Annotated in this window: 8 protein-coding genes; 7 read left to right on the forward strand and 1 reads right to left on the reverse strand. The window is 65.9% G+C overall.

Annotated features, from left to right (window positions below):
* Positions 1–256: 256 nt before the first annotated feature.
* The 3 genes from AC1DQR_RS18900 to AC1DQR_RS18910 all read left to right on the forward strand — a co-directional run bounded on the left by AC1DQR_RS18900 (position 257) and on the right by AC1DQR_RS18910 (position 1,910).
* Positions 257–1,108, forward strand: coding sequence for a DUF6348 family protein (locus AC1DQR_RS18900; RefSeq protein ID WP_477133534.1), 852 nt, complete (start codon positions 257–259; stop codon positions 1,106–1,108).
* Between the two features lie 168 nt (positions 1,109–1,276).
* On the forward strand, positions 1,277–1,600 hold the full coding sequence (locus AC1DQR_RS18905; RefSeq protein ID WP_477133535.1) for a hypothetical protein: 324 nt from the start codon (positions 1,277–1,279) through the stop codon (positions 1,598–1,600).
* Positions 1,601–1,625: 25 nt separating this feature from the next.
* Positions 1,626–1,910, forward strand: coding sequence for a hypothetical protein (locus tag AC1DQR_RS18910; RefSeq protein ID WP_416050095.1), 285 nt, complete (start codon positions 1,626–1,628; stop codon positions 1,908–1,910).
* A gap of 83 nt (positions 1,911–1,993) precedes the next feature.
* Here the strand turns inward: AC1DQR_RS18910 and AC1DQR_RS18915 are convergent, their stop codons facing one another.
* Positions 1,994–4,300 (reverse strand): putative bifunctional diguanylate cyclase/phosphodiesterase, encoded by a 2,307-nt coding sequence (locus tag AC1DQR_RS18915; protein ID WP_477133536.1) that lies wholly within the window; start codon positions 4,298–4,300, stop codon positions 1,994–1,996.
* Positions 4,301–5,010: 710 nt separating this feature from the next.
* Between AC1DQR_RS18915 and AC1DQR_RS18920 the strand changes: the two genes are divergently transcribed.
* From AC1DQR_RS18920 to AC1DQR_RS18935, 4 genes are all read left to right on the forward strand, one after another.
* Complete coding sequence (locus AC1DQR_RS18920; protein WP_477133537.1) at positions 5,011–7,557, forward strand: two-partner secretion domain-containing protein; 2,547 nt, start codon at positions 5,011–5,013, stop codon at positions 7,555–7,557.
* Entirely contained in the window at positions 7,554–9,368 is a 1,815-nt protein-coding gene (locus AC1DQR_RS18925) for a ShlB/FhaC/HecB family hemolysin secretion/activation protein (protein WP_477133538.1), read from the forward strand. The genes AC1DQR_RS18920 and AC1DQR_RS18925 overlap by 4 nt, the downstream gene beginning before the upstream one ends.
* 124 nt (positions 9,369–9,492) lie before the next feature.
* Entirely contained in the window at positions 9,493–10,299 is an 807-nt protein-coding gene (locus AC1DQR_RS18930; protein WP_477133539.1) for a peptidylprolyl isomerase, read from the forward strand.
* Between the two features lie 77 nt (positions 10,300–10,376).
* Positions 10,377–14,659: beta strand repeat-containing protein (locus AC1DQR_RS18935; protein ID WP_477133540.1), on the forward strand; the 4,283-nt coding region annotated here is incomplete at its 3' end.

Below are 14,659 nucleotides of genomic sequence, written 5' to 3' on the forward strand. Positions count from 1 at the left end.
CATTTGGGTGAGGCATGAGTTTTGTTATCGCCGGTATCGTATTCGGACTGGACAAGCGTTGTCCAGTTGCAAGCCCGCACGCGGATCGCGCCCAGGCTATGCCGGCTACGGCATAAACCTGTAAACTCGGCGCGGATCGATCCCGAAGCCTGCCTGCGGGTTGTGCCGGGCTGGATTGCCGGCCACCCCGGGCAATGCAGCGCCCATTCTCTCGACGGCGCTCTTCCAAAGCCTATTACCAAGCAGCCGTATTCAGATGACATCGGAATCCAACTACACGCCACGGATTCACCCGGGCAATCCCGGCACGACCTCTGTGTTCTCCATTGCTTCTACCCGCAATGACGAACACTGGACGGAGAACATCGACCTGACGAGCCTGCTCCAGGACGTGCTGATGGCCGAGAGCCTGCCGGTGTCCCGCCATGGCGCCTGGCTGCAGACCGCCGAGGGCCTGTGGCTGCTTCCGCGGTTGGTGAGATGGCATCTGCACGAGAATGGCATGGGGCAGTCATCGACTACCATCCAGGTCTGCCATGAACGGCTCGCACCCGAGGGGTGCTTCGAGTTCCAGCATGCGGCCAGCGATATCGACGCGGCAACTGCCATGCGCAATGGCTTTACGCAATGGGCCAGGACCGATGCCGTGGCGCTGCGCGAGGGCACCCGCGCCGAAGTCACCGAGTGCATGTCGATGACGATGGACTTCCCTGGCGAGGCGGGCCACCCGGCGCTGCGCCGCCGCGTGGTGTTTGGCCCAGCCTCGCATTACATGGCGGCACCGCATGCGCAGCCGTCATGCCCAGCCACCGCCCGCGAGGCGAGCGAGCAGGATAGCGAGAGCGAGAGCGATGTGCACGACTTCTGCCCATGCTGCCTGCTGACGAACTCGATTGACGCCTTTCGTCCCTTGCTTGCGTCTTGCGAGTTCGCCGCCATCCGCCTGTACGCCGCGCGCGATGCCGAGGGCGAGATCCAGGCGGATTGCCGTGTCAACGGCGAAGACTATCCGGCCGGCCAGCTGGCTTTGATGGACTACGTGAAAACCTGGCCGGAGATGGGATTTGAATTCCGCAAGCAGCTTGTGGTGGTGCGCAGCCTGGACTGAAAGAGCGATAGGGCAATTGGGTGGCAGCTGCCCACCGCTCTTGCCGCCGCGCGTTTGCCAGCGCTGTGGCCGGTCCCTGCGCAGCTGGCTTGGTTAGGAACGGCGGACACAAACACGCTGCCCTTAAAAACGTTGGTTGGCGTGCCTCACGCTGACAAAGGAAATGCAATGCCACGATCTACGTCCGACCCGGTCACCACGGGCCGTGCTCTGCTTGGTGTCGGATCGCTACTGATCTTGATGGTGGGTGTGCTGCTCCTGGTGTTGCGGATCGCACAGCAAAACTACATCATGGCCCTTGGCGTGGTCTGGGTGGCCAACGGCCTGACCCTGATCCTGCATGCGCTGTACTGGCGGCGCTATGGCTTGTCCAGGTGCTGGAAGGTGGCGGTGGTCCTCCAGGGCTTGCTGACAATCGCGCCGCTGCTGCTCGGGGAGTACGGGCTGATCTTGATCTTCTTCATGCTGGGCGGGGCGCTCCGCTTCTGGTAGCGCCAGCTTTTACCGAGACGTCGGAATGGGTATTGAATACAAGATCGTCGTTGACCTGCCGTCAGACGACATCGCCGAGAAAATCCTCGGCCGCGCGGGCGGCGGGGCAGGCAGGAAGGGGGCCTCCGGTTTTGATTTCCGGTCGCCGGGGAATTCGGGTCAAATGCCCGATGCCATCGCCAGTGTGGAGCCCTATGGATTCTACTTTTGCAGCTTCTCGGGAATCGTTGGCCTGAGCGCTGAAGTGCTCGGCTTTATCGTTGCCGCCGCCGCCGCATACGGAAAGGTGCTTGTGGAGGATCTTGAGTAACGCGGCTGCCGGAAGCAATACGCTGTTTTGCTCCCCTCTCCCATGAAATGGGAGAGGGGAGCTACGGCAGTGCCGGATTTGCCCTATTTTGCGTCCGCCGCCGAGCCAAGCTCACCTAGCCGGCGTGCAAATTCCGCAGGCGCCACGGGCCGGCAGAATAGAAAGCCCTGTTGTCTCTCGCAGCCGAGGGAGCGTAGATAGGCTGCCTGTTCCGGGGTTTCCACGCCTTCCGCCGTTACGCTCATGCCGAGCGAGTGCGCCATCGCGACAACAGCGTGGGTGATTGCGGTGGAGTCGCGATTGTCTGGAAGTCCGGCGACGAATGATCGATCGATCTTGAGGTTATGAAGCGGGAAGCGCTTTAGATAGGATAGCGACGAGTATCCCGTGCCGAAATCATCGACGGAAATCCTCACGCCGGTACGGGTCAGCGATGTCAGCGCCGGCATCACCGTTTCGCTATCCATCATCAACAGCCCCTCGGTGATTTCCAGCTCCAGCGCACTGGGCTCGAGCCCCGCGCGCGTGAGGCAGCCGTGGACCATCTGCGCCAATCCCGCGTTGATCTGGCGCGGGGACAGGTTCACCGCTATCGAAAGATCCGGTGCGATGGTTCGCCGCCATTCTGCCGCCTGCGCGCACGCTCGATCCAGCACCCACTGGCCAATGGCTACGATCATGCCTGTCTCTTCCGCGACCGGAATGAACTCCTCCGGCGAGACGTCACCGAGTTCGGCGCTGTGCCATCGCAGGAGGGCTTCCGCGCCAACCGCGCTTGCGCTCTGGCTGTCCACGATGGGCTGGTAGACGACATTGAGCTCGCCTGCGGTCAACGCACGCCGCAAGGATTGCTCCACGGCGAAGCGGCGCTGCATGCGCAAGTTAAGCGAGGCCGTAAAGAACTGGAAGCTGTTGCGCCCCAGTTGCTTGGCGTAGTACATGGCGGAGTCCGCATTGCGCAGCAGTGTTGCGGCGTCACGGCCGTCTTCTGGAAACAGGCTGATGCCAATCGAAGCGCCAATAAAATACGCGTTCTCGCCGACCGTGAACGGCAATGCAATGGACTCGAGAAGCTGCGTGGCCAGCGCGGCGATCTCTTCGGTGCTGCGATAGCCGCGTATCACGATCACAAATTCATCGCCGCCCACACGTGCGAGCGTGTCGTCGTCCCGCACACAGCTGGTCAGCCGCTGGGCGACGCTGCGCAGCAGGGCGTCGCCGGTTTCATGCCCGGCCGAGTCGTTGACCAGCTTGAAGCCGTCCAGGTCGACGTAGACGATGGCAACGCGCGGCGGGTCTTGTCCGTCGTTGTCGCCGGGCGCGAGTATTTCGGTCATCCGGTCGGCAAGATAGCTGCGATTGAACAGTCCCGTCAGGGAGTCTCGCGTCGCGAGATACTTCAGGCGCTGGGTGGCGTCGCGTACCGGCCCGATATCCACAAAGGAGACCAGCAGGGAACCCGGTGCTGTCTCGCCCGGCTTGATGATCGGGACCACATTCTCGCTGACCCAGATGATCTCGCCATGGATCAGTTCATGCCCGATCACCTGGCCGAGAACCGGTTGCCCCGTTGCTATCACGCGGGACGTTGGCCGGTCCGCGAACGCGATCGGGGATCCGTCGTCATGAAAGGACCGCGCGACGTTGCCGTAGATATTGCTGCCAACCAGCGACGTCGCCGAGCGGAACATGCGCTGCGCACTTGGGTTGCATGCCAGCACGATACCGCTTGGCGTTAGCACGAGGATGCCTTCGCTCAGGAGATCGACCACGAAGCGATGATGTTCTTCGCTCTGCGCGAGCCGTTGCGCAATCGCATCCTGATGCACGGCAAGGCCCACGCTCTGCCCTATGTTGCGCAGGATCGTCTCTTCCTTGGCGGTTGGTCGCCGCGGGACGCGGTAATAGACCGCAAACGCCCCGAGCACCTTCCCCGCATCGTCCAGGAACGGAATTGACCAGCAGGCGCGCAGCCCGATCGGCAACGCAAGCTGCCGATAGTCGTCCCACAAGGGATCTGTCGCGATATCCTCCACCACCACCATGCGCCGCTCGAACATGGCCGTGCCGCATGAACCGGCGCCAGGGCCGATCTGGAGCCCGTCAATCGCCGCGCTGAACGCGTCGGGCAACGAGGGCGCCGCGCCGAATTTTGCGTGCGTGCCATCGCCATCGAGCAGGAGAATGGAGCATGACGGCCCTTCGCCAAGCATCGCCTCGGCGCGGCGGCATACCTCGGCGAGCAGTGCCGGGAGCGGCATATTGCGGGTGATCAGCCGCAGTACCGTTTGCTCGAATGCCAGCATCTCGTCGGCCAGGTCGGAGGGAGGGCGACTGGCTGGGAGCGCTGCGGCATTGCCGGAATCGGCTGGCACCGGGCTGTCTTTCATTGCTGCGCTCCCTGGTTGAGGCTGGCGGGTGGCAACATTCTACGAACATTGGCGCGTTCTTGCGACCAAAATCCTCCGCCACCGGGTTGGGGCAACGGTGAGTACATCGGCCGGTTTTCCGCCAGGCTGGAGGCCGCGTTTGCAGTGCGGCTTGGCGGCCAGCTTGGGGCGGCGTAGCTCGGCGCTATCTGTTTGACGCAATAGCACCGTCCAATTGTCGCGGAGTGCATTGTGGCTGCCTCGGTGAGGTAGTTGTGATCGGCCTGCAGGCCCCGCCCTCCCAACGTAGGGTGAAGCCTCGTTGGCGGGCCGCCGTTATAGACGCACACCTTCCTTCCTCTCGCCCCTCTACGAGCGATCGTCTCCCCTGTGGAAAGATCGATTGAGATCCTGTTTTCAGTTTCACTAACACCCGATTAAAGCATGGCCGTTGTTGCAGACACAATTGTTGAATTTTTACTAGATCCATTGGCTGATGCGTTTGCCGAGCCATCAGAAGCGAATACACACCAGGAGATTGGGAAATTTCCCAAACTTTTTACGATGACGCTCTGCTAATGTCGCGTCCAAATTCAGCGCGGCAGGATCGGCAGCATCGCGGCGGCGTTTCCTTGTTGAGCATGGGAAGCGTCTTACGCATCGTCCTATCCGATTTCGTTCGCGCACACTTTGAGAATGGGAGAGGCCCTGTGCGGCGTGGCGAGATTGGGATGGAGCACCAAAAGACGACGGTCATCGCAGTGGCGGCGCATGGCCTGCGCCTTTCCGCTCTGGCCTGGGGCGCGCTCCTGCTCATGGGCACTTGCCTTGCCGCCGGCGTGGTGCCCGATGGCGGCAACAGCGCGCCCACGGTCACGGTGGGGGCCAATGGCCGCATCACCGTTGGCATCACCAATGCGGTTGGCGGCGTTTCCACCAACACCTACCGGGACTTCAACGTCCCGCGCGCCGGCGTCGATCTCGATAACCGCGCGGTGCTCGCCCGCACCATCCTGAATCAGGTCACGAGTACCAATCCGTCGTTGCTCGAAGGGCCGTTGAATGTGCTGGGAAATCGCGCCAATGTCATTGTGGCCAATCCCAACGGGATCACCGTAAATGGCATGACGGTGCATAACATTGGCAATCTCGCGCTGACTACCGGCCAGGTGTCATTCAATGATCTCACCGTTGCCAACGGCCAGCTACAGCGCAATGTTGTCCTCACTACCAGCCAGGGCACCATCGATATCGGCCCCGGCGGGCTGTCAGGCACCCTGCTGAACCTGGAGCTGGTGGCCAAGCAGATCCGGGTGGGCGGTAAGGTCGAGAATCTTTATGGGGATGCCAACGCAAGCATCCGTGCCGTGGCGGGGACCGGCAGCGCCGAGATCGATACAAGCCTGTCTCCGACGGACAACGATCCGGAAAGAAAGCACCCGTGGGTGAAATACACCGCGCCCGCGGTGAACCCGGGCCAGGGCATCGCGCTGGACATCACGGCTGCGGGTAGCCTGAGTTCAGGGCGGATCGCACTGCTGGTGACGGATCAAGGCGCCGGGGTGCGCCATGCCGGCTCGGCCTACGCCACCGCCGGCGATTTCGCGGTATCCGGCACCGGCGATCTGCAACTCGCCTCCGGCAAGATCCAGGCGCTGCAGGATGTGGTGATTGGCACTGGCGGCATGCTTGGCACAGGCAACCTGGATGCCGGCCGGCATCTGCAAGTCAGCTCCGACCGCATTGACCTGCATGCCACCACGCTGGCCGCCGGCACCCACGCAACAGGGGATCTGGTGATGGGCGCGGCAGGACAGGCACACAGCGAACCCATCAGGCTGACCGGCTCGGTGCTGAGCGCCAGCGGCGGTATCGGGCTTCTGGACGCGGGCGCGGGCATTGCGCTTGCCGGCACGCAGGCCTCGGCCGGGGGCAACCTCGTCATTGCGACATCGCGGCTCCAGACCACGCAGGCTGACACGCGCACGGCACTGGCTTCGCGCAATGGCTCGCTGAGCATTCAGGCAGATACGGCGGCGCTGTCCGGTACCGATGTCGACGGCGTCGCCGGCACCGGCATCCAGGTGCGCGATCTTGCGTTGCAGGGCACCGCCATACGCGCCTCCGGCGCCGCCGTGGCCATCGATGCCACCGGCAGCTATGTCCAGCGTGACAGCAGCGTGCTGGCCGCGACCGATGTGCGGCTGCATGCGGGGTCGGTGCTGCTTGACTCGGCCGCCGCGCAATCGACGCTGGTGGCCACCCAGGGTGGCGTGCTGCTGCAGTCCGACCGCGAGCTGACCAGCCAGGGCGCGCTGATCCAGGGGCAATCGCGTATCGCGGGGCAGGCGCAGTCCGCCGGTGCCGTAACCGTGCTGACGGGCGGCACCGTGCTCAATACCTCCACCCCGGACTATCTCGGGATCTTCTTCGGTGCGGGCGACGATGTCACGGTCCGGGCCGGGGGCGATGTCATCAACCGCTATGGCCGCATGCTGTCGAACGGCTACCTTGCCGTGACGGCCGGCGGCGACCTGCGCAACGAGATCACCAAGCAGGCCGGCGCCAATGGCGAGCAGCCAAGCTACCAGACCGGCAGTGGCCAGCGCTGGCTGGTGCTGACCAAGACCAGCGCGCGCTTTGACGTGGACTATGGCCAGGTTGACCGGCCGGCGCAGATTGCCTACCTGCTTTCGGACAAGGGCACCACGCTCACCGGGCGCAACGTCATCAACACCGGCGGGGAAATCTATGCCAACAACGGCGACATCAAGATCCGCGCGGCTGACACGTTCCGCACCGAAGGGATCACCAGCGGCACCGCGCACTATTCCCGCAGCTGCATGATCGTCTGCCGCACCTCGGCGTCATCGACCACCACCGTGACGGGTGGCCTGTTGTCCGCCGGTGGCCATATCGACATCCAGGCGGGCAAGCTGGCCGCGAACGTGGGCGGGCGCGTGCTGGCGCTGGGTGACTTGACGGTCAATGCGCCGCTGACCTACGCCGCCGGGGTGACCGGCTACTCGGCGATCGCGCGCGACCGGGGCTTCAAAGCCTTCTTTGGCGACACCTGGGCCAGGCTCTACGCCACGGACATCGGTGGCAGCTGGATGGCGGCGGGCCGCACGCGCATCGGCGGCGACACCGTAACGGATGGGGGCAGTTTCGAGGGTGACGTGGCCATTGCGGGCACCACCACGGTGACGCGGCCGCGCCAGCGCGTTCCCGTCACCGTTGAGAACCACCTCGGTTTCACTTCCTGGGTGTGGCAATGATGCGGCGCGCTACCCCACTCCGGCTCCGGCTCCGGCTGTCCGTGACAGCCCTGGCGATCCTGTCTGCGGGTTCCGTGCAGGCTCAGGTGCCGCCAATGCCGTTGCCATCGGCAGCGCCATTGCCTCAACTCACGCCGGAAGACCCAGCGCAGCGCCTGTTGCGCGAGCAGCGCCAGCGCGACCTGGAGCGTGAGGCCACCCAGCCACCGGCCCGGATCGAGAGCCAGCAGGTATTGCCACCCGACACACCCATCGAAGCGGTGCCCGAGACATCGGCCACGTTCGAGATCCAACGTATCCAGGTGATCGGCAATACCGTGCTGTCGGATGCCGAGACTAGCGCCATCACGGCACCGTTCGTTGGCAAGTCATTGGGGACCAATCGCATCAACCTGTTGCTGCGGCGCTTTACCGAAGCCTTTGTGGCGCGGGGCTTGATCACCACGCGCGCTTATCTGGGCGAGCAGAATCTTGCCTCCGGTGTGCTGATGGTCACCGTTGTGCCGGGCACGGTCGAATCGATCCGCCTCAACGGGCGCACCATCCGCCCGCGTGGCAGCGATGGTAGCGTCGATGGCAAAGAGAGCGGATGGCTCGATACCGTGGGCGGCGGGCTGCTAACGGACGCTGGCACCGGCTGGCAATTCCCCGCGCCGGGCGACACCTTGCGCCTGCAGGATCTGGAGCAAGGGGTTGACCAGGTCAACCGCCTGCGCCGCAACCGCGCCGAGCTGCAGATACTGCCGGGGCAGACGCCGGGCAGCTCGGTGGTGGCGCTGGCCAACCAGGCCGGCGACCGTTTCCGCTTCAATGCCGGCGTGGACAACTATGGCAGCCGCACCACGGGCATCTCGCGCACGCGGCTGGGCATCGATGCCGACAACGCACTGGGCTTGCAGGAGGCGGTGTCCGCCAGCTATGTGGGCACGCGCGACACCAATGCGGCCGTGCTCTCGGCGGCGGCGCCGTTCGGCTACAACACCTTCAGCTATACCGGCTCGATATCCGAGTACCAGACCGCCATTGGCGATACCGCGCTGCTGTACGGCCGCACCTTTGGCCACACGCTGGGCTGGAACCGGGTCCTTACCCGCGACCGGAGCGGGCGGCAGGCTTTCGACCTGACCCTCACGTATCGCAAGAGCGAGCGCGAGATCAACAACCTGGAGCTGGATCCCCAGCGGCTCACCGTGCTGCGCGCGGCCTGGAGCGGATTGCGGCGCTTTGCCGCCAACGACCAGCAGGGCTATGCCACGGCCGAGGCTGGCGTCTCGCGCGGGTTGCGGCTGATCAATGCCACCCGTGACCCCGCCGACATCCGCTCTGACGAAGCGCATGCGCAGTTCACCAAGCTCGATGCCAATGCGAGCCTGCAACTGCCGTTGCCGCGGGCATTCGACGCCCTGCTGGCCTGGCGTGCGCAGCTCGTCGCGCAGTGGGCCAATGTGGCGCTGTTCGGCTCCGAGCAGATCTACGCGGGCGGCGTCAGCACCGTGCGCGGCTTCCGCGAAGGCGCCATCGCCGGCGACCGTGGCGCGTATCTGCGCAACGAGATGGTGTGGGCCAACGCGCCGGCGCTGGCCGGCATCCGCATGGAGCCGTACCTGTTCCTGGACGGCGGCCAGACCCAATCGGTCGCAACCCGTGACTGGCAATCGGTGGCTGGCACCGGCGCCGGCATCCGTCTCTCGGCCCAGTGGGCCAAGCAAACATTCACCAGTGAGCTGCTGGTTGGCGTGCCGCTCGCGCAGCCCAGCTACCTGGGCACAAAGGCGCCGCTTTTGTTGGCCACGCTCAACTGGACCTATTGAGCTGGGCCGATGAGCTGGGCCGATGAGGTGGGCTGGAAGCGGCCTGCCTGAACGCAGAACACAGAACACAGAACACAGAACACAGAACTCCGATACCCGATATCCGATGTCAAAGGAAACCAACATGCAATCCCAGATCTTTCGCCTTATCGCCACCACCGCATTGGCTTTCAGCCTGCAACCGGTCTTTGCCGCGTCGGTCAACGGCGTGGCAATCCCCGATGACCAGATCACCCGTGCCATGCAGCAGGCACAACTCCCCGACAACGACGCAACACGCAACGCCATCAAGCAGCAGCTGATCGCGCGCGAGCTGTTCCGCCAGGAAGCGGCCAAGGCCAAGGGGCTGGAAGCGCGGCCCGATGTGCAGCAGGCCCTGCGCGAGGCGAAGGACGCCATCCTGACCCAGGCTTGGCTCAAGGACCATATCAAGCCCGCACCGGTTACCGAGGAGCAGGTGCGCTCGCGCTACAACGCCATCGTGGCAAGCCTGGGCGACAAGGAATACAAGGGCCGCCTGATCGAGCTCGCCGACGATGCCGCGGCCGCCGCCGCGCTCGCACGCATCCAGGGCGGCGAGGACTTCGCCAAGGTGGCGCAGCAGGTGAGCCTCGCGCCGTCCAAGGCCAGTGGTGGCGCGATGGACTGGCTCAGCTTCAAGGTGCCGGCGCAGGAGGGCCAGACCCAGAACCTGCCCTTGCCGCTTGCGCAGGCGCTGTCCACCCTGCCCGCTGGCGCGGTGAGCGCCGCCCCCGTGGCCTGGAACAACCGCCGCTTCCTGGTCAAGGTTGACGAAGTGCGCGCGACCCGTGTCCCGGCCTATGACACCGTCAAGCCCGGCATCCAGCAAGCGTTGCAGGCGCAAGAACTTGAGCGGGCCACGACCACGCTGGTCACGCAGTTGCTGGGCAAGGCAAAGATCACGCAGTAAGGCGGCCCGCAAGGCCGCCCGCCCTCCTACGCAACCCGCCCCAAGACATCCAGTTCGACGCACTGCCAGGAAGCACCATGTACCGCGTGAAACAAGCCGCTCTGCCTCAGGACAACGCACAACCCGATCCATCGCCCGGCCTCTCCATGGCCGAGCGTGGCCGTCGCCGCTGGTGGGTGCGTGCGCTGGCTGGCGTGGTGGCCATCACGACCTGGATTGCGCCGCTGCAGGTGTCCTTGCAGCAAGCCCGGCAGGCGGCAGGGGCGTTGGCGGCGGGCGCCTCGGATCCGGCCAGTCTTGCGATGCAGACCGGCGCCGCGCGGCAAAGCCTGATGCGCTGGGCAGTCGCGCACCTGCCGGTGACGGTCAGCTTTGGTCCTGCGGCGGCCCATGCCGCGCCGGTCACCGACCCGAACGCGCCGGTGCGTTTCACCCCGTCGATTGGCACCACCAGCGGACCGGGTGCGCCGGCGGGCGGCGTGCCCGTGGTGGGCATCACCACGCCCAATGCGGCGGGTATCTCGCTCAACCAGTACCGCGCATTCGTGGTCGATCCGATCGGCCTGATCCTCAATAACAGCACCACTGGCGGCGGCACGTTCCTCGGCGGCCAGGTTGGGGCCAACGCCAACCTGGCCACCTCTGGCCCGGCTGGCCTGATCATCAACCAGGTCACCAGCCAGACGCCCGCCCAGGTCAACGGCACCATCGAAGTGTTCGGCGCCCCGGCCGGGGTTGTGATCGCCGCGCCCGGCGGGGTCTATACCCGTGGTGCGAGCTTTACCAACACCACCCAGGTCACGCTCACCACCGGCGTGCCGCAGTTCCTGTCGGGCGCCGGGACAGCCACCAGCTTCGATGCCGCCACGGCCGCCGGCTTCCTCGTGCAGGGCGGGCGCGTGCAGATCGCCAACCCGTCGCCGGGGAACCCCAACGGCGTGGGCATCGAGGGCACGGTTGGCAACATTAACCTGATCGCCGAGTCGATCGGTGTCGATGCGGCGCTCTACGCGGGCAACCAGATCAATCTGGTGGCCGGGCGCCAGTTGGTCACGCCCGCCGCTCCGCCCACCGCTGCACCATCCGGCGGCGCCTTTGCCACCACGGCCACCGGCGCAAACAACGCGGCCAGCAACACCAGTGCCGCCAGCGGCCTGGCGATCGACGCCACCGCGTTCGGTGCCATGACTGCCGGCCAGATCCATATCGTGAGCACCGCCGCGGGCCTGGGCGTGCGCGCCGATGGCAATCTCGCCGCGTCGGCCAGCAACCTGACGCTGGACTCCGCCGGCAACCTGAAGGTTGGCAGCACCTACGCCAAGCAGGCGGTCGCGCTCAATGCCGCCGGCGCCGTGGTGGCGTCGGGCAATGGCCACAGCGAGGCCGGATACACGCTCAACGCCGGGCAGGACGCCACACTGGGCGGCACGCTGAACGCGGGCAACGCCGTGGCGGTGTCGGCAGGTGGCTCGATCCACGGTGCCGGTGGCATCCAGGCGCAGAACGCCGTGACCCTGGCCGCCGGCGGCAGCGTGGATGTGGGCGGCGCGGTCCGTGGATCGCAGATCGCCATCTCGGCGGCGGGCAACGATGGCCGTGGCGATATCCATTTGCGTGGCGATGTCAGCGCGCCGGGCACCATCCAGCTCAACGCGGCGCGCGACACCACCATCGACGGCAGCGCGGTCTCCGCTTCCGATCTGGATCTGTCGACCCAACGCCATCTCACCATCAACGGCATGGCGGGCAGCACCGGCGGCAATGTGTCGCTCACTGGCGTCACCGGCAATGTCACCACCACCGGCAACGTCGTGTCGCCCGGCACGCTAGCCGTTACCGCCGGCACCGATGCCAATCTCGGCGGCCAGGTGCTCGCCACCGGCCCGGTTGGCGTTACCGCCCGCAGCGGGAGCATCACCACCAGCGGGCAGATCGGCAGCAACGCCAGCCTCTCCCTCACCGCCGCGCAGAACGTCACGGTGGGCGGCCAGGCCCAGAGCGCGGGCAAGGCCACCATTACCGCTACCGCCGGCAGCGCCGCGATCAACGGCGCGCTGACCAGCGATGGCGACGCCGCCATCGCGGCGGGGCAGAACGCCAACGTGGCCGGCAGCGTAGCCAGCGGCGGCAACGCCACGATCCAGGCCGCGGCAGGCTCGGCCACGGTGAGCGGGACGCTCTCCAGTGTGGGCAGCGCCACGGTGAACGCGGGACAAAACCTCACCCTGGGCGGCAGCGTGCTGACCGGCGGCGATCTGGCGGCCACGGCCGGGCAGACGCTCAAGGCGGGTCAGCTCACCTGGGTGGGCGGCAACGCCACCCTGCGCGGCACGGATATCCAGGTCGGCTCGGTGGCGGGTTCCGGCGCAACCGGGGGCAATGCCGTCACCGGCACGCTCGACGCGACGGCCACGCGCAGCCTAGCCCTGACCGGCGACACCACGGCCGCCAACATGACGCTGGGCGGCCAGTCCATTGCCAACAGCGGGGCGACGATCGCCACGCAGCAGCTCACGGTCAACGGCGGCGCCGTGAGCAACGCCGGGACGCTCGCAGGCAACCAGGTCAGCCTGACTGCCTCCAGCCTGACCAACCGCGGCACTGTCGGCGGCCAGACCGTCAACGTCACGGTGGCGAATGCCCTGGACAATGCCCAGGGCCTGATCGCAGGCGCCAAGCATCTCGCCGTCACCAGCGGCGCGCTCGCCAGCAACCAGGGCGGCACCCTCTTCGCCGGCGACCTCACCGGACACGCGCCGACGACAGGCGACCTGACGCTGAGCATCACGGGCGGCAGCGGGAGCTTCAACAACGCGGCAGGCCAGATCCTGGCGGGCAACAACCTGACCGTGAGTACGCCGAACCAGGTGTTCGACCCATCGGCGGCCACCGCCGGCACGCTGAACGCCAACGCCACCCTGACCCTCGCCGCGCTGGCCATCAACAACACCGGCACGTGGAACGTGCCGGGCGGCAACGTGGTGCTCAACGCCAGCCAGGGCATCACCAACACCGGCACGATCCAGAAATCCGGCGACCTGACCCTGGCCACCGGCGGCACGCTCACCAATGCCGGGCAGATTGTCAGCGGCAGCCATCTCTCGCTGTCCGCTGGCGCCTTGACGAACACCGGCACCCTGCACGCCAACGGCAACCTGGCGCTGGGCGGCAACGTGGCCAACCAGGGCACCGCCGAGGCCCTGGGCAACCTGACCGTCACCGGCGGCGACTACGACAACCGTGGCGGCACCACCCAGGCCGGCGGCGACATCAAGGTCGATATCTCCGGCACGCTCAACAACATCGGCAGCGTGATCGGCGCCAAGGGCAACTTGCATATCGCCGCGGGCGCGGTCATCAATGACCGCACCGCGCCGGTGGATGCGGGCAGTTCCTTCACCAAGGTGGTCAACGACAGTCTGCTCAACGCGACCATCATCGGCAGCTATTCGCCTTGGTTGCAAGGGGGATCCTGCGACAGCTGCTCTGCCTATGTACCAGGCGCAATATCCAATATCACGCTGGCCGACGTCAGGCGCAATCCCGACGGTTCCGTACTGCTGGTTCGCGGTGCGGAGATCATTCCCTCGAACGGGGACCAGCAGTACGGACAAGACCTGTGGCACCTGATCCCGGCCGCCCCGGGTGCGGCTAGGGTGCCGCCCTTCCTGCTGACGCCCGAAAGCACCCTCAATATTGGCGTACCCACCGTCGACCATACCGTGGTGCGGCAGGCCGACGGGACCGCCGGCCAGATCATCAGTGGCGGGAACCTCGACATCGGCACGGCCTCGCTCTCGAACAAGGGCGGCATCATTTCGGCGGGCAGGAACGTAACGCTCAACGTTGGCAGCCTGGACAACAGCCGTTCTGCAACGCTGGTCAACAGTACCGGGGATTCGGTGAACCAGGGCGAGCTCTCGGCCTTCATGGCGCAGCTTGCGGCACTCACAACGGGCAATACCGGCATCTACGGAGCGGGACCGCTGGTCTACGGCGTGCCGCCGAGCATGAGTGCCTGCGACAGCTGCTTCGCGCCGCCGCCATGGTCGCCGGTCGCACAAGGCAAAACTGCCACTGGCGCGGCTGCGGCCGCGCCCAGCCAGGTCACTACCAGCACCCAGCTCGGCAAAGCCGGCCAGATCACCGCCGGTGGCAACCTGAATCTCACCGGCACCGGCGACCTGACCAATGCCGGCGACCTGGCCGCGGCGGGCAAGGTCGCCATCAAGACGCCGGGCACGTTCACCAACAAGGGCGTCTACGACAGCAAGATCACCACAACGCCCGGCTGCGTGGCGGGCGCGCCGGACTGCCCGGGCGACAGCAATCCCCGCGTGGATTCCCTTGCCTGGCAGCA

The sequence above is a fragment of the Cupriavidus sp. 05L411 genome (genome assembly GCF_056398045.1).